The sequence below is a fragment of the Gimesia aquarii genome (assembly GCF_007748175.1).
In the GTDB taxonomy this organism is placed as follows: Bacteria; Planctomycetota; Planctomycetia; order Planctomycetales; family Planctomycetaceae; genus Gimesia; species Gimesia aquarii_A.
Genome location: NZ_CP037422.1, coordinates 1,015,538 through 1,032,945, shown reverse-complemented (window position 1 = coordinate 1,032,945; position 17,408 = coordinate 1,015,538). Strand labels below are relative to the sequence as shown.

General features: G+C 46.0%; 11 protein-coding genes. 8 read left to right on the top strand and 3 right to left on the bottom strand.

Annotation, left to right across the window (positions count from 1 at the left end):
* Positions 1–426: 426 nt before the first annotated feature.
* Positions 427–2,406, top strand: coding sequence for a sulfatase (locus tag V202x_RS04175; protein ID WP_145171489.1), 1,980 nt, complete (start codon positions 427–429; stop codon positions 2,404–2,406).
* A gap of 9 nt (positions 2,407–2,415) precedes the next feature.
* Here V202x_RS04175 and V202x_RS04170 read toward each other — a convergent pair whose 3' ends face one another.
* The 3 genes from V202x_RS04170 to V202x_RS04160 form a co-directional block, all read right to left on the bottom strand.
* Positions 2,416–2,784: a cupin domain-containing protein gene (locus V202x_RS04170; RefSeq protein WP_145171487.1), complete on the bottom strand. Its 369-nt coding sequence runs from the start codon at positions 2,782–2,784 to the stop codon at positions 2,416–2,418.
* 152 nt (positions 2,785–2,936) lie between these two features.
* Positions 2,937–6,470, bottom strand: coding sequence for a WD40 repeat domain-containing serine/threonine protein kinase (locus V202x_RS04165; RefSeq protein ID WP_145171485.1), 3,534 nt, complete (start codon positions 6,468–6,470; stop codon positions 2,937–2,939).
* A gap of 67 nt (positions 6,471–6,537) precedes the next feature.
* Positions 6,538–8,931: a hypothetical protein gene (locus V202x_RS04160; RefSeq protein WP_145171483.1), complete on the bottom strand. Its 2,394-nt coding sequence runs from the start codon at positions 8,929–8,931 to the stop codon at positions 6,538–6,540.
* 112 nt (positions 8,932–9,043) lie between these two features.
* On the opposite strand from V202x_RS04160, the gene V202x_RS04155 reads away from it, so the two are divergent.
* The 7 genes from V202x_RS04155 to V202x_RS04120 all read left to right on the top strand — a co-directional run bounded on the left by V202x_RS04155 (position 9,044) and on the right by V202x_RS04120 (position 17,406).
* On the top strand, positions 9,044–9,697 hold the full coding sequence (locus V202x_RS04155) for an ECF-type sigma factor (protein WP_145171481.1): 654 nt from the start codon (positions 9,044–9,046) through the stop codon (positions 9,695–9,697).
* 244 nt (positions 9,698–9,941) lie between these two features.
* Positions 9,942–11,810, top strand: a complete 1,869-nt coding sequence (locus V202x_RS04150; protein ID WP_409996677.1) for an alpha/beta hydrolase family protein — start codon at positions 9,942–9,944, stop codon at positions 11,808–11,810.
* A gap of 67 nt (positions 11,811–11,877) precedes the next feature.
* Positions 11,878–12,678 (top strand): MOSC domain-containing protein, encoded by an 801-nt coding sequence (locus V202x_RS04145; RefSeq protein WP_145171479.1) that lies wholly within the window; start codon positions 11,878–11,880, stop codon positions 12,676–12,678.
* Positions 12,679–13,070: 392 nt separating this feature from the next.
* Positions 13,071–14,033, top strand: coding sequence for a helix-turn-helix transcriptional regulator (locus V202x_RS04135; protein WP_145171477.1), 963 nt, complete (start codon positions 13,071–13,073; stop codon positions 14,031–14,033).
* A 268-nt stretch (positions 14,034–14,301) separates the two neighbouring features.
* Positions 14,302–14,934: an isochorismate family cysteine hydrolase YcaC gene (gene ycaC, locus V202x_RS04130; RefSeq protein ID WP_145171475.1), complete on the top strand. Its 633-nt coding sequence runs from the start codon at positions 14,302–14,304 to the stop codon at positions 14,932–14,934.
* 10 nt (positions 14,935–14,944) lie between these two features.
* Positions 14,945–15,523, top strand: a complete 579-nt coding sequence (locus V202x_RS04125) for an antibiotic biosynthesis monooxygenase (RefSeq protein WP_197993218.1) — start codon at positions 14,945–14,947, stop codon at positions 15,521–15,523.
* Entirely contained in the window at positions 15,520–17,406 is a 1,887-nt protein-coding gene (locus V202x_RS04120; RefSeq protein ID WP_145171471.1) for an amidohydrolase, read from the top strand. Before V202x_RS04125 ends, V202x_RS04120 begins: the two co-directional genes overlap by 4 nt.
* Positions 17,407–17,408 lie beyond the last annotated feature (2 nt).

Sequence of the window (17,408 nt, the reverse complement as noted above, 5' to 3'; positions counted from 1 at the left end):
CGTAAGTGAAATCCCAAAATACATGATAGGGGTAGTGGTTGTTTTTGCGGCCACCGCTCACGTTCTTTTTAACTATCAGCGAAACATGCCAAGCTTGTCGGCCTTGGACGTCTTTCGCGTCCGATCGAAGAGCCCAATGATCTAGTGCAGGAGCTAATGACTGTCTGCCCGCCGGAAATGGAATTAAACAACTACGGATGAAATTAAAAAGTAAAAACACCGCAGGTTTATCTGTGGTAGGATTGAGCATTGACAACAAAAAATGACGAGGTCTGTAAGACCAGAAACCTCCATAGATGGCTTTGGGTTGAGACAACATGGATCTAAAGAAGAGGCCCAATTATCTAATTTTTACTATCGCCCAATAAACAAAAGAGCTACATTGAGAGTATTAAGCCTGTTTCATCATCTGGTAGAAAAAGGGGAATGATGACCAACCGACTCCGACTCACGAGAAAGAACGCGATCCCTCTTCAGATTTTGGGTTGTACCATTTTAGCCCTTTTACTCCATACCTCGATTGCCGTTGCAAATGACAAACCTAATATCATTGTGATTTTCACTGACGATCAAGGCTATCACGATCTGGGGTGTTTCGGTAGTCAGACGATCAAGACGCCACATTTGGATCAAATGGCCGCAGAAGGTCTAAGGCTGACAAGTTTCTATGCGCAACCGGTCTGTGGTGTATCGCGGGCCGCTTTGATGACAGGATGTTACCCGATTCGCGTTGCTGAACCAGATAACGTCAAGCACTTACATACCGTACCACATCCTCAAGAGTGGACTATGGCCGAGATGCTGAAAGAGGCAGGTTATGCGACGGCTTTAATTGGAAAATGGCATTTATGTCAACGCGATCGCAAAGCTTCGACAGGTTTTCGTGCTGCTACGATGCCGAACGCTCAGGGATTTGACTATTTCTATGGCACTCCCCAATTTAACGGTCTTACGACATTTGTGAATCAATCGCGGTTTCGCAGTCCAATCTTACGCAATGAGGAAGTGGTCGTTCCTCAGGTTCAAGACTGGGATGCCATTACTGGCGATTACACTCGTGAAGCAATTGATTGGATAGAAAAACATCACAGGCAGCCGTTCTTTCTGTATCTCGCGCATAACATGCCGCACATTCCCGTGGGTGCGTCAAAAAATTTCAAGAACAAATCGAAAAACGGACCCTACGGAGATACAATCGAAGAAATCGACTGGTCTTGCGGTCAGATTTTTGCGAAGCTCAAGTCACTTGGGTTAGATGAAAACACGCTCGTCGTTTTTACATCCGACAATGGTCCCTGGATTGAAAAACAGATTCCCAGAAACCATTCAGGGACAGCAGATCCCCTGCGTGGCTGGAAAATGTCGGCATGGGACGGCGGATCGCGCGTGCCTTGCATTGTGCGCTGGCCTGGTAAGATCAGCCCGGGCCGTGAAAGCGATGAGGTCCTGACAACTATGGATTTGCTGCCGACGTTTGCGGCGTTCGCCAAAGCGAAGACACCGAAGGAGCTTATTTTAGATGGCTTCGATGCATCGGAATTCTTGCTGGGCAAAACAGACAATAGTCCGCGTGATGAATACTTCTATTATTGTGGTTGTCTCCTGACTGGAGTACGCGTTGGCGAATGGAAACTGGTGTTACCTCGAGAGAAAAATCCCCCAGGCACCGGCTGGTGGGGTCGCATGATCGAAGCCGTTGTGAAAACCCAGTTATTTAACCTCGATAAAGACCCTGGCGAATCGAATGACATTGCCCGACAGCATCCAGATGTGGTGCAACGTCTGATGCAGCGAATTCAGCATGCCCGGCAAGAACTTGGCGACATTGATCGTAGCGGTCGCGGTGCCCGGTTCTTTGATGAAGGCCCGCGCAGATTAGAAGCCACTCGACGGTCCATCAAAAACAGAAAAGTGGTTTATGACAACGCAAAGCCGGTAGGCAACTATCGATTCACATTTGAAAAAGAGGACTGGCAAGGATGGAAAGTCGTCGAAGGATCTCTGCCTGATGCTCTCACGGATCGAGACACTTTACCAAACTTCAAAAGTCAGCCCTTCAACAAGCAAGGCGACTGGTTTCTATTCACAGGCAACCGAAAGACTCAGACGCGTGGCGATGACAGTCAAGTCGGCATCATCGAATCGCCGACGTTTCTTCTCAAAGGGCCTAAAGTCAGTTTCTTAATCGGTGGTGGTAGTGGCAATTCCACATACGTAGCCCTCTATGATTCCGATGGGAAACAACTGCGAAAGGCAAGCGGTAGTAATGGACCTACGATGCGACGCGTAGTGTGGAACATGAGTGATTCTATTGGAAAACGAGTGAAATTACGCATCGTCGATCAAAGTGCGGGCGGATGGGGACACGTTACGTTTGATGATTTCTCCTGCCAGACTGACGATTAAACAAAAGTGCTATGCTGTCGCATCGTCAACGAAGAAAAGATCATCATCTGCTATGTCCGGAATGCCTACAACAAGGACACGCATGCGACCTTTGGCACCATGCACAACACCGGGCGGAATATGAACCATCGTACCAGGGTTTACGGGATGCTCGACCCCATCCAGAATGACAACTCCTGTACCGTCCAGTACGTAATAAAGTTCAGTAGATCGCTTGTGGTAATGCTCGCGTGCACCGTCAATATCGACTGCGTGAGCCCAGGCCGCTACATCACGGTCTTCGCGGCTAATGAGTCGATCACGCCAACCGCAAGTGCTCCGCTCCCGTGGTGCTTCGCCTTCGTGACGAATCAGTGTCTGCAAATTGGTGTGAGGCATCTTTAATCGCCTTAATAGTTGCGTGAAACAGGTTCATTTCTCAAATCAATTCTGATTGTAGATCCAAACCGGGTTTCCTGCAACTTTTAGAGAGTGGCATTGAACGACGGATGGGCTTGCTCTAGGGGGGAGAAATTTGAGAGCAGAACGAGTCACCTTTTTGATGAAAACTCAAACCAGCGGCGTGTCGTGTTTGTTTCCACAGAAACTGCAAATGCATCGCCGGATTCACTGAATTTTATTTCTTCGACACGCCCGACGGGCAAAGCTTCATCAAAAACAAGTCGCCAGTTTTTTGTGGAATACATCAATAAACGTCCATCATTGCGTCCCACAATCAATAACGGTTCTATTGGATGAAACTGTGGAGTTGCATATTGGGCATCTGTTTCGATTTGGTGAAGCACTTTTCCCGAACGAAAGTCAAAAATCGTAATTTGCCCATTGATATCTGCATTGGCAAGCAGGGAGCCGTCTGGTGAAAGGGTGATTTTGAAAAGAACTTTCGATATTTTCTTTGCCTGATCAACCCAAGTATCTTTTTCGAGAATGACAGATTGATACCCGGTAGAATATACAGAAAGAAAGTTACCACTCGAATTAAACTGCATTTTTCCCCGCATTCCCATTAAACACTTGGTGTGAGAAATTTTTTCAAGAATTTTTTGCTCGGTGATTGACCAAATGATGAGCCCCTCTGCATCACCGCCAATTAGTTTTGTTCCGTCAGGGTGAAATGCCAAAAAGGCGCTTGAAGGAAATTTTCCACAAGGTAAACGAGCGACTATTTTTCCGGTTTTCAGAGAAAGAACTTCTACTTTGTCTTTACTTCGATAGTACGCAATGTTCCCACTTTTATGATGAACTGCCACTTTGGAGATACGAAAATAGGGAAGTGGGAAGGCTCTCTTACGGGTGACAATATTTCTCTTTCTGTCAACAACGTCGTTTCCATGTCGATGAGAAATAAAAACCCAAGGTTGTTCATTCCAGTAAAAGACAATCGGTCGAGCCTCGGTTCGGGGAGCGGGATGAAGTGGATGCCAGCGAGCTAACGTGCTTTCAATCGCTTCAGATTGAAAGCGGCGCAAGTGCTTGGGTGTTTCGCGAATAACGACCGAACGATTTTCAATTGAAGCATATCGCTTTCCATCTCGGCTGACTCCTTGTCCGATTGCTTTGCCGACATATTCACCAGACTGTCGATTCCACCAGCAAAACTGTTTCCGCTCATAAGCTAGCGATGTGGACTTGGATGCTTTCAGCATCGTATACTTGTTATCATCAGAAAACGAAAAGTTAAAAGAAAAATCAAAGAGTGAAGCGACAGCAGGGTCATTCTCCAAAACAGTAACCAGCTTTGAAGGCAATTCGACGATGACTGACTTTCCGGGAACAACAGTTTTTCGTTTCGATTTCCAATACCAACTCTCTTGGAGTCTGCCAACAATCTGTTTCTGATCTTTAGATAGGTTGTGGTGATTGGCATTCAAGCGTTGAAAAATTCCTGCTAGAGGTGATTTTCCTTCCTTAAGTAGTTTTACATCAACTTTTTCGGGAGAACGAAAAGCAATTTCCGTTTGGTCTGAGTTTACACTGAAGCGATTTAAGCTAACATAGGGACCGATACCAAAATGAGTCTCTTTATCAGTCAGGAAATTCCAGGTCAGGTATTCGACCTTTTTGCTATCTTCCTTTGAGTTCCTCTGGAGAACGATTTCATTCGCATTGAATGGACTTAAATGAGCATTCCGCACGGGGCCAAAATATTTGACTATTTTTTTTTGCTGAATATCAAAAATCCCGAGTGTTGATTCAGATCTCATGGGAAATTTTTTCTGAAAAGCAATAATTAGATACCGACTATCAGTGGTAAAACCGTCAGTCATAGCTGTAGCAATGTGGTAGTCGTTATTTTGAATTTCGTGCTGGAACTTTCCGGTCTGTGCATCAAATATCGATGTTACCATCCTGGGGTGATGATATGTTTTGTCCGCCGGTAACGATAACGAAATGGAAACAAGCTTACCATCTGGAGAGAGGACAACCCGAGGGCTGACAAAGTTATATTTCTTGAAATTTGCAATCCTGCAAATTTCTTTTGGAATACGCGATGATTGCAATTTCCAGACCCAGTTGCGATCAGGCTTGGGCAGAGCACTCAAATAAGAGAGTGCTTCGTAAAAACGACCTGCTTGTATTTCATAACCTGCCAGAAGAAGTTTTGATTGAGAAGCTTCGATTCGCTGGGCTACCTCTGATATCTCTGCTTTCTTTTTTTCGTTCACTGCAATTGCTTCCTGAGTTCGCGCAATTGTTAAGTTATTTTCTGCCTCTTCACGAGCATCCGAAGCTTCAAATAAAGCCAGTGAGATCATGATTAAACTCGTTGAAAGTATTGCTAAAACCAGGCCCAGCAAACTGCTGACCACTTTGTTTCTCCTCGCCCAGTTAAAAACACGTTCCGCCTGAGAAATTTTTCGGACAGAGACAGATCGTCCATCCAACCATCGGGTAAGGTCATCTGAAGCGGCTAGACATGATTCATACCGGTCACTCGAGATAGGTTGCAGCATTTTCTGGCAAATTGCAATCAGATCGGCTGGAATCAGGTCTGCTGGGATCTTCTGTTTTATAAGGTGAATGGTAGGCGGTGCAGGATAATTTTGAAGCGTTTTTATTATTTCATATGCAGTTCCTTTTAGTCGTGGCTCACCAACAAGTAGTTGGTAAAAAACGGCTCCCAATGAATATTGATCCGTTTCTGGACCGATCTCTGCAACAATCCCTCTTGCTTGTTCAGGTGACATATAAGCCGGCGTTCCCATCACTTGTCCATCGGTTGTTTGATCGACAGCAAGATTCGTCCGCTTTGCTAATCCGAAATCCATGATCATCGGATCATGGTTTTCATTGACCTGGATATTGGCTGGTTTAATATCCCTGTGAATGATATTTTGCTCGTGAGCATAATGGAGTGCCAGAGCAAGATCACGTATCCAAATTACCTTCTGTTTCAAGGCTGGTGGATGAGTTTTCAGACAGTCCTCAAGTGTCTCGCCTTTAACATAGGCTGAAGAAATATAGTATTGTTCTTTGATCTCCCCGCGTTCCCAAACAGCTACAATATTGGGATGATGAAGCTGGGCTGCGATTTGTGCTTCGCTGAGAAAACGATTGATACTTTCTGTATCTCGTTTTTCTAGACGAGGCAGTTTCAACGCGACAACGCGATCCAGCGTCGGGTCATAAGCACGATATACTGTGCCGAATGCACCGTGTCCTAATTCTTCCAGTAATTTGAAACGCCCAAAATGTTCTTCTGGTGTTTCCTTTGAAGTATTGGGCTTTGCCTTATGAATATGTTGATCTTTTTCGCTTGTCTGCTGCGGAAACAGCAGGGTGTTCAATTCCACTTTACTCGATTCCACCACTTCCTGGATGACATCGCTGAATTCAGGAAGCTGATTCTGGTAGAGTTCGGGAGCAATCTCAAGACCATTGGAAAAGCGTAATTCCAGATCCACTTTGATGAGTTCTTGTACGGCCCCCCGGTGCAGGTGAGGCGCACACCGATCGAGGTAGGGTTTGAAGATCAACGAACTCTCAGGAGTCCATTCTGATTCAAACGCATCGCAAAGCGAGTCGATTTTCAGATTGTCTTCCAGGTTTAGTTCGGCGAACATGTCTTTTCATTCTCTGAAGTTCGTGAAGGAGATTTAGGCAATTGTATCAAAGCGAGATCCAACAGCGTTACTTCCCGGTCGAAGCTTCCAGTTCAATAAATTCAGGATCGTCATATTGGAAATCAGTCAGTCTTCCATACATCTTTGTACCAGTTTCATTGAGTCGAAATTGAACTTTCCGGCTTCCAAGATTATAGGTATCAAAAAAATGACTCGTTGAATTGACACCCGTCATTTTTTTCAAGTTTAAGGCATAGCCATTAATCATATTCTCAGTTGTGACCAAAGTCCCCTTATAATTTGCTTTGATTTTCGAATTCCCTTTCACTTCGAGGACAAGTTCAACAGTGTTTGTCGTTGGTTCATAAGATCGGATTTTGGCGAGAATTTCAACCGAACTGTTTGTTTTTGGTGCGGTTAAAACTCCTTTCCAGAGTATGGTTGTGCTCAAAGCAGATCGCCATAATTTCTGGAACTCAGCTGTTTTCAGCTGGTGACTCGGTTTCACTGCTTCGTCTTTCGTCAGAATGGTTCGTTGTCCTCTGAGCGAATAGGCATACATCTGCTTTCCATCTGGGGACAGGCGAAACACTTTGTGATCCCAATCGATGTTCCAGACTCTGCCGCCGGAATAAACGTATTGATTAAAAAAGACTCCGTCAGAGATTTTATCAACGAATGAAGATTGTCCCCGTTGTTGCATGACTAAGCCAAATCCATCAATGGTCCCACTCTCCTTCTGTAAAGAGCCTTCATAGACAACGTATTGACGCGCATCACTCTTTTTTTTCAGAACCAGTCGTACATAGTTCTGATCGGGACGGTAATCGGCAATTCGCATCCGGAGTGCTTCTTCCGGATCATTTTTCCAATAGAGCGGCCCCGACCATTGAGTGCCTGGTTGAAGCGCCTGTTTCCATCGCTCCAAAGCACTTGGTAGGGTGAGACGATCTTTCTCAATTTGAAACGTCAGTTTTGCATCACCTATCACGCCTTGCCAGCCTGCTTTCGTTGGTACCAGCAATAGTGTTCCCGATTGTTTGGAGAACAAATTGGTTCGCGTTTTGTTTCCATTGGGTGAGAGATGAGAAAAGGAAACTTGTTTTAACTGAATTGGTATGCCCAGATGATGGGGGGGATCGGTGCGACGAACGCCTTCAAACACTGCCGACAGAAAGGGATTATCTTTTTCTTGTATCACAATGCGAAAGAGGTTTCTTGCCGGGTCAAATTCCATGTTTGTCATTTGCAACAAACGATCTGGCATGGAATTGATTTTCTCTTTTCCGCTGGATTGAGCACCTTTCAGAATTCTTGCTTCCAGTAATTGGGTAGAATTGTTTTCTGGCTGAGTTTCTCTTTCGGCACTGAAATCAAATGCACTGTTTCGATTTGCGAGACGGAATTGGGCAGTTGGCTGATCGTAGTAGATCACCATTCCGCGTGGAAACGTCTTTGCGAGTTCAGATAGTTTGAAGTCTTCATTTTTTAAAGTGAGGACCCAGCCATCATGGACGTTTCTGCTTGCGAATGAATTACGCTCAGACACATCAGGTAGCAACAATGACCCACTGAAGACAACCCGCGATATGATCTCATCAGAGTCAATCGCAACGGCACTCAGAGAGTGTTTGTCACGATTTTGTTCAAATTCGAAATTGAGATTGATGGACTTTGCTGTTCCGTTTTTAAAGACCCCCTGTAACCGAACTGGATGAGTGACTAATGTTTCTAGATTGGTTTTTTCTGCCGCTAATCGCGCTTCCATCTTCTGCCGGCTTGATTTAACAGCATCTACAAAATTACGCTGTTGTTCTTGGTACATTATTAAAGGATCGTTCTGGGAGCCATCTGCAATCGCGGTCTGCTTTGACAATTTCGATTTCGTAGTCAGCTGTTTAAAATCCAGGTCTTCGTTGGACTTTACTTTTGTCAGCTCGAGATGAAAGAGTTCTCCTTCTTTTTCCAGTGTTCCTTCACCCCTCCACAGAACTTCATCAGAGACTCCATATTTCTCTCGATAGACCTTGGGAAATCGAAAAGCCCTTAATTCTTTGTGTAACTCCTGAATCTTGTTTTTTTCAGGAAATCGTAGTTGTTGAAACTGCTCGACGGCAGTTTGGAAGCTTTCTTGATCCGGTACGTTCTTTTTTAACTCAGCGGGAACATCGACTGGTAGGAGCCAGGGTTCTGCAGGCGTATCTCGACTCTCAAATTTAACTTTCCATTTCTGCCCTTCTTTGAGAGACTTGATTTCAGTGATCTCAACGACCCGACTTGAACAGACGAGATCATGAGGGGCTGTCTCCTCTAATGCTTCAAGCAAGTCATTTTCTGAGGGTCCTGAGGAACAGCCAGTCAAAACAAATAGAAGAGGTACCCAAAAGCCGATTCGAAGCGTAAATCCGCTTAAGCAATGGTTTTGTAACGCGTTTGGTGTCTGCAAGTCATTGAATCTCATGTTTGTTTTTCCTATATTAGTTGTATTATTTCGAGTTTCTGGCTCTCACTAATTTGTTAATGGCAAACGCGTTTAGACCACCGCCATCGTTTTCTACGGTTTTTTGAAATATATGAACGATTCCTCGCAGCCCGATCCAACCGAGACGATTTCCGTGCTTGCAGACTCAATGCTTCAGGAAGCGGAGGACTCTTCGAGTCGAGTCTTTCTTGAAATAAGAGAACGGTTCCAGGTGAAGCTGAGAAACTATGTGGACAAACATCTGTCTCCCAAACTGCAAACTCACGCGGATTCCAGCGATATTTTGCAAAGCGCCTTTATCAGTTTTTGGAAGAAATTAAATAGTGAGAGCCAGCCAGCTGTTGATGATCATGACGATCTCTGGCCTTATCTGATCAAGATCACGCGGCGTAAACTGGCAAAGTCCTGGAGAAGAATTTATGCCCAAAAGCGAGGTGCTGGAAAGGTCCTGTCGGCAGCCGATTTAGCTGCAATGGAATCAGACTCTGATTTTCAGAACCTGGTTTTCGATGAGTTTGATTATCAGCTCGATCTGGACCTGGAATCGATCTTACAGAAATTTGATTTGGAAACACAAACGATTGCTTCCATGAAGTTGTCCGGGATGACAAATAAAGAAATATCTCAAGAGTTATCCTGTAGCCTCAGAAAAGTCGAACGAAAAGGTTCAATCCTTCGAAAAGCGATTGGTGAGTATTTTGATGAACATGAATCGCTTCAAAGTGAATCGGAAACTTTGTCGTAACTCAACTTCTGTCTGATGGATCTGTCAGAGCTGGTATACTTGAATGGCCTCTTCTTTGGCTGGTTGTCTATTTTTTCACTATCCTGTTGGCCTCATCAGGGTTACAGTGATAGTGTGAAGTCAGTCCCATTTTCACACCTCGATTAAGGATTTTCACGTGTCGCTTAAGCAACTTTTGTTTTCATCGTTTTGTCTGTGGATTGTCTCTACGGCAATCCAGGCCGCAGAACCTCACCCACATTTTATTTTCAGCTCGTTTCATAAAAGCCATGCGGAGCAGGAAACCCTGCCACCATTGAAAGCAGGAAGCGCTCCGCAGAACTTTGCAGAAATGTGGTCTGGCTTTGACCCACGGGTGGAACCGCTCGAAGTGGAAACAATCAAAGAATGGGAAGAGGATGATGTGGTGTTGCGGATAGTAAGATTCCGTATCGGAGTCTTCAAGGGGCAGAAAGCCAAACTGGCTGCCGTATATGGTTTTCCCAATAGTATCGTTGAGAGTGGCAAGAAGATTCCCGGGTTACTTCAAATTCATGGTGGCGGTCAATACGCAGATTATAAAGCTTGTCTACTGAATGCCAAACGAGGATATGCGACGCTTTCGATTGCCTGGGCGGGTCGGATTTCCGCACCTGACTATCGTGTCGATCCGAATGTCGTGAAGCTCTTCTGGGAGGGTAAGACTAACGACCCCGCTTATAAACTGACGACTGACTGGGGTGCCGTGGATGGCTATCACGCGCCGGGCAGGAATCAGGGTAATCTCTTTCCCAGCGCGATGCCAGCCGCATGGACGTTGGATGAAGTCGAATCTCCCCGCAACAGTGGCTGGTTTCTGTGTGCACTCGCCGCGCGTCGCGCACTGACATTTCTGGAGCAACAACCCGAAGTCGATCCACAAAGGCTTGGCGTCTACGGGCATTCGATGGGGGGGAAGCTGACCGTCATGACATCAGTCGATTCACGTGTCAAAGCAGCTGCACCTTCCTGTGGTGGCATCAGTGATCGTGATAATAAGAGTGCCCTCTTTCGATTAACCCTCGGCGATGATGTCAGTTTAAAAGAAATCTCCTGCCCCATCATATTTCTGTCTCCTGCAAATGATTTTCATGGACGCATTGGTGATTTGCCAGATACCGTTGATGAGATTGCCAGCCGCGACTGGCGCGTCACTTGTTCGCCGCATCACAACCATCAGGATACGGCCGAATTTGAAGTGGCCTCATTGTTATGGTTCGACCAACATCTAAAGGGATCTATGGGGTTCCCGCAAACACCGAAAACTGTTTTAAAGCTTGATTCTACTGATGGCGTGCCAACATTCACCGTTCACCCTGATTCCTCAAAGCCGATTCTCTCAGTTGACATCTTTTATACGCAACAGGGGAAGGCCGATGAACACCCCGAGGATCGTGAACGAACGATGCATAGATTCTGGCATCACGCGCGGGCTACGAAAATAAAAGGTGGCTGGACCGCGAAACTTCCGTTACATAGCACAGAGAAACCGCTCTGGGTCTATGCAAACGTCGTGTATCCGCTGGAAGCCCCGGTGACTGGTGCGGGTTATTACTACGGAACCTACACGACCAAATCGTTCAACCTCTCCTCATTACTGCAAACAGTATCCGTCAAAGAACTACAGTCTGCCAGGATTCAGGCGACTATGAAGCCCTCTTTGTTAATCGAGAGTTTTCAAGACGATTGGGAAAAGGAGTGGTTCACCTACAAGCCCCACGAATGGGCGCGAACCACTCATAAAGTTTACGACGAGACCTGGAAAGCTCCCCCAAACACAACGCTCGCTTTGGAAGTGCTGGCTGAGGAAGCGAACAAACTGGTCGTCATGCTGGATGGATTTGCTGCCGAGGTGCAACTGCATGGAGGAGATCAATGGCAGACCGTTGTTTTGGCACCAGACCACTTTCAGGAATATGCGGGTATATCTTTGCCAAACTGGGAGAATATCAAACGGCTGAAACTCAGCCCTGCCGAACGCCTGAGGCCGAAACGCGGTGATCCCAGAGCGCCGCGTTTGGTAGGTAAGCACTGGCGCGGACCCAAGCCCCAGTTTCGGAATCTACGTTGGCAGTCGACAATCCAGGATCGCTAAAAACTACGACGCCTGAAATTCTGACGATTTTCGGTCATACAACTTTTAAAGAGAGGAACTTCCAAACATGCTCACTCTAACCGGGATCAACATTTTTCCCATCAAGTCACTCGGCGGCATTCAAGCCCAGTCCGCCACATTGACAGATCGGGGGTTGAAACATGACCGCCGTTGGATGCTCGTTGATCAGGCAGGAAAGTTTCTGACTCAACGGACCGTACCGGTCATGTCACAGTTACTTGTGAGCATCAAAGGCAATCATCTTCATGTGCAGAATCAAAAAGTGAATGATGACGATTTGTTGGTCCCCCTGCGGTCCGATGAGTGGAGTCCGCGGGATGTCACTGTTTTCGCGGATACCTGTAAGGCGTTCGCTTATCCTCAAGTCATCAATGACTGGTTCTCCGAACGGATCGGCGTCTCATGCGAACTGGTCTTCATGCCCGATGATGCCGACCGCCCGGTCGATCCTGACTATAGTATTACGGACGAACAAGTTAGCTTTGCCGATGGCTATCCTGCCTTGATTATTGGCGAGTCCTCACTGACAGATTTAAATTCTCGGCTGGACGAACCGGTTACGATGGAACGCTTCCGTCCTAATCTGGTTTTCTCCGGTGGTACGCCTTATTGCGAAGATGATTGGAAGCAAATCCAAATCGGTGCGGTCGAATTCACGGCCGTCAAACTATGTGCGCGTTGTGTACTGACGACGGTCGATCCCTTGACCGGTGAGAAAGGGCGGGAGCCTCTGAAAACCCTGGCGACTTATCGCAAACAGAAACAGGGAGTGATGTTTGGTCAGAATTTGTTACATCCCGCTAAAGGGGAGATTAAAGTCGGCGATGAAATCAAGGTGATTGAGTAGAACAAAGATGATTCATAACGTCCGTTTCTGAGTGACAACCGAAAAAATCAGTCAGACTGAATTACGTACCAGCACCTGAACGATCGCCAGTTGACTCATGTGCTCGACGGAAACCGGATCAAAAGAGTGCTGTCGGCAAAACGTTTGAATGTTTCTAGACAAGCGACTCTTACCCGACTGAAAAAGTGATCTTCCGATGAGTTCCCATCCGTTTCAGTGATAATTGCAAAGCCATCAAGACCCACTTTGAAACGAGACTCACGTGCCTATAATCGAAAGGAGTATATTTTGGGAAAACTATACGAGAGTATATAAATTCTGCGTTCATTGCTGAAATTCATTTGCAAGTACCGACCAGATCGGGACTGAGATAGAGATTTCTGAGGGCGTCGATGGGGAGTGCAAAAAAACGCAGTAAAAAGACAAGCTTTCGAAGTGATACGAAAGAGGCACAACAGAGTTTTCGTAGTCATGCTCAGTGGTTGAAAGAATCTAATGAGTCAATCGAGTTGATTGATCAGTCTTTGTCTGATCGTGGAGATATTGCATTGTCGCATATCTTTTTGTCAGAGGAATGCAGTGCTCCGCCAGCAAGCTCTGACTTAGTGATCTCCACCATAATCAAAGGCCGTTCACTCAACAAGAAACAAGTAGATCTTGGTTTTGGTCGCTTTGATATTACAGAGCATCCTGGGTACACACTTGTATTCACTCCCAATGTGGATGTCAAATTCACTGAGCCGGGACCGTACGAAATTCTTACGCTCAGCCTTCCGTGGTCAAGGTTACAACCACAGATTGAATTGGTACTGAACCGCCCCATGCCCCACCTGACAGCTTCAATCCATGGACAGCAACACAAAGACCCTTTACTGGTGCAAACACTCAAACAACTTTGGGATCCCATTAACGGAAAGAGTGTGGGTGATGAGTTAATTCGAGATGGTTTAATCAATATCCTTATCGGGCGATTACTTCAAATTGCTGGTTTGAATGTCCCTCTCGTCGCCCCACGTCATAAGCTTTCACACTCAAAACTGGCTAACGTTCGAGAATTTATCGATCAGTCTCTCGAACAATCAATCTCGCTCGACATGCTTGCAGATATCGCAAACTGCAGCCGTTTTCACTTTGCGAGACTATTCAAGGCAAGTATGGGCATGACTCCGATGGCTTACGTTAGTCAATGTCGCGTCGAGCGTGCGAAGCAATTAATCAATAAAAATAATGAATGGCCACTTTCAGTTATCGCTATAAAGTCTGGATTCAGTGATCAATCCCATATGAATCGACATTTCAAAAAAACTATTGGGATCACGTCAGGTCAGTATGCGAAAAGTGCGAATGGATGGTAATGCAGAGTAATCTAACACTCAGAGGATAGCTACACCAATTTTTCCGATTGGTTGCGAACACACGCTCAATATATGAAATTTCGAGATACTTGGTAGCTTGCAGGTTAGAGCAAGATCTAATCAAAACAAGGCAAATTTATTCTATATGGAAATGCTCGAATTTTCATATTGTTGTTTTGTAAGTTATTACAAGATTTTTTAGATACGACTCAATGAACGGTTGCTTTACGGTAACGACTACATATTCAAATTGATGAGGAGCAATAGGATGGGACAAAAATATAATCGACTCGATAAAGATCAGGCTGCGCTTTTATTGGTTGATCATCAGTCTGGACTGATATCGCTGGTTCAGGATTTCACTCCGGATGACTTCAAAAATAGTGTGATCGCGTTAGCCGACATCGGAAAATTTTTCAATCTTCCAACTGTAATTACAACGAGTTTTGATGAAGGCCCCAATGGTCCGATTGTTCCCGAAATAGTCGAGCGACACCCAGAGGCACCCTTTATTCATCGTCCGGGACAGATCAATGCATGGGACAATGAAGATTTTGTTAAGGCGGTTGAAGCAACTGGTCGAAAGCAGCTAATCATCGCCGGTGTCGTGACCGATGTTTGTGTGGGATTTGTGACTTTGTCAGCAATTGAAGCTGGTTACGATGTTTTTGTCGTTACTGATGCTTCAGGAACGTTTAACCACACTGTTCAACAGGCCGCCTGGAATCGGATGTCTGCCGCTGGGGCTCAAATGATGAACTGGTTTAGTGTTGCTTGTGAATTGCATCGGGATTGGCGAAACGATATGGAAGGGCTCGGAAATTTACTATCGAATCATCTTCCCAACTATCGTAATTTGATGACCAGCTATTTTACATTGCAGGATGCCAAGAAAGGATAGGTTCATCAATATGAATGACCTATCCAAAAAACCGCCATCCTCTTCATCGCAAAATGATATTCACTGCGCAATCACGCGAGTCGTGCGCGAAGGCAAAGAAGCGGAGTTTGAAGAAGCGATCAAACGGTTCGTTGCGCGTTCGATGAGGCACTATGGTACGACGGGGGCGCACCTTCTGCGTCCAACGGCCATTTGTCACCCGCGTGAGTACGGAATTCTACGTTCATTCAACAATGAACAAGATATGAAAGCATTTTACGCCTCGGATCTATTTACCAATTGGCAATCCGAAGTCGCGGATTTAGTAGAAGGTGAAGCAGTGTATCGGCAACTGCATGGACTAGAAGCGTTTTTTCGTAATGAAAACACAAAACAGCCGCCACGTTGGAAGATGGCTTTTATCACCTGGCTGGGTGTATTTCCAGTCGTTTTCATTTGGTCCCGATTGCTGATGCCTCGCCTGACCATGCTACACCCCATCTTAGTTATGGCAGTCATCAATATCTGTGTTGTCGTTACACTTGCATGGCTTGTGATGCCTGCCCTCACTCGATTATTCCAACCCTGGTTACAAAGTAGAGAGCAATGAATACAACTCGACGCAATTTTTTACAGAAGACATCTGTAGCTGTGGGAGCTGCAGCATGTGTTGGACTGCCACAGCTTGCTTTTACACAGAACAACGATGTTGCCGACCCGGAATTAATTCTGCATAGTGGCAAAATCACAACCGGAGATAAAATGCATCCGGAAGTGAATGCGATTGCGATTACGGGCGGAGTCGTCGCCGCAATCGGTAGCAATGATAACATACTAAAACTTGCGGGAAACGCGACTCGGAAGATTAATCTCAATGGTCGGCGCGTGATCCCTGGCCTGAATGATTCTCATCTGCATGTCATTCGAGGCGGTTTATATTACAATCTGGAGCTTCGTTGGGATGGCGTGCCGACAATTGCGCAGGCGCTTAAGCAATTAAAGATACAAGCAGATAATACCCCACCACCTCAATGGGTCCGCGTGATCGGTGGTTGGAATGAGTGGCAGTTTGCCGAAGGTCGTATGCCAACATTAGAAGAGATCAACAAAGCGGCTCCAGAGACGCCCGTTTTTTTATTACACCTTTATGACTCCGCTTTGCTGAACAAAGCAGCCTTAAGAGCTCTGGGGTTTGACGAGTCCACGCCGAACCCGTCTGGTGGTTTGATTGCCCGCGACAGGGCAGGAAATCCAACGGGTATGCTTGTTGCCGAACCGAATGCGCTAGTACTCTACTCTGCAATTGCTGACGCACCGAAGTTGAGCTTTGAAGATCAAGTCAATTCATCACGTCATTTTATGCGGGAACTAAATCGATTCGGTGTGACCAGTGCTTCCGATGCAGGTGGTGGTGGTCAGAATTATCCCGATGATTACGCAGTCATCAAACAGCTTGATGACGATGGCGATCTGACAGTTCGAATAGCATATAGTCTGTTTGCACAAAAACCCGGTCAGGAAATGGCTGACTACAGTCGCTGGATCGGCATGACAAAACCGGGCGAGGGCAGTGACAAGCTACGCGTCAATGGTGCAGGAGAAAATTTACTATGGGCTGCAGCAGACTTCGAAAATTTCCTTCAGCCGCGACCCAATCTGAAACCCACAATGGAATCCGAACTTGAAGCGATTGTCCATAAGTTAGCTGATGCTAATTGGCCTTGGCGAATTCATGCTACTTATGACGAATCGATTACTCGATTTCTAAACATTTTTGAGCGTGTTCATCGTGACCGACCGATCGACAAGCTGCGTTGGTTTATAGACCATGCCGAAACAATATCTGAAAAAAATATGGAACGAATCGCCGCTTTAGGTGGTGGCATCGCGATTCAACATCGGATGGCATATCAGGGTGAATATTTCCTGAGACGCTATGGGGCCGAAGAAGTGAAACGAAAGCCACCCATCAGAAAAATGCTGCAAATGGGATTGCCCGTGGGAGCTGGAACTGATGGGACGCGCGTCGCGAGCTATCACCCGTGGACATGTATTTGGTGGATGGTCACTTCTAAGACAGTTGGCGGAACTGTAATGCACGATCCCGGTGATCGGCTCAGTCGGGAAGAGGCACTCAAACTTTATACACACGGAACTCCCTGGTTCAGTAAAGAAGATGATAAGAAAGGGATCTTGTCTCAAGGTTACTTCGCAGATTTGGCTGTATTATCTGATGATTATTTTACTGTGGAGCCCGATCGAATTCGTGAACTAGAAAGTGTTTTAACGATTGTTGGCGGACGTGTTGTACATGGCTCTAAAGAGTATGGAAAGCTAGCACCGGCATTGCCGAAAGTGAGCCCCGGCTGGTCACCTGTTACTCGATTTGGGGGCTATGACAATTCGAACGTAACTCCTCCACGACACAAGCATCAACCAATTATGGGGGCAGATGGCCGAGTTTGGGAGACTGGTTGTGGCTGCGGTATTTGATC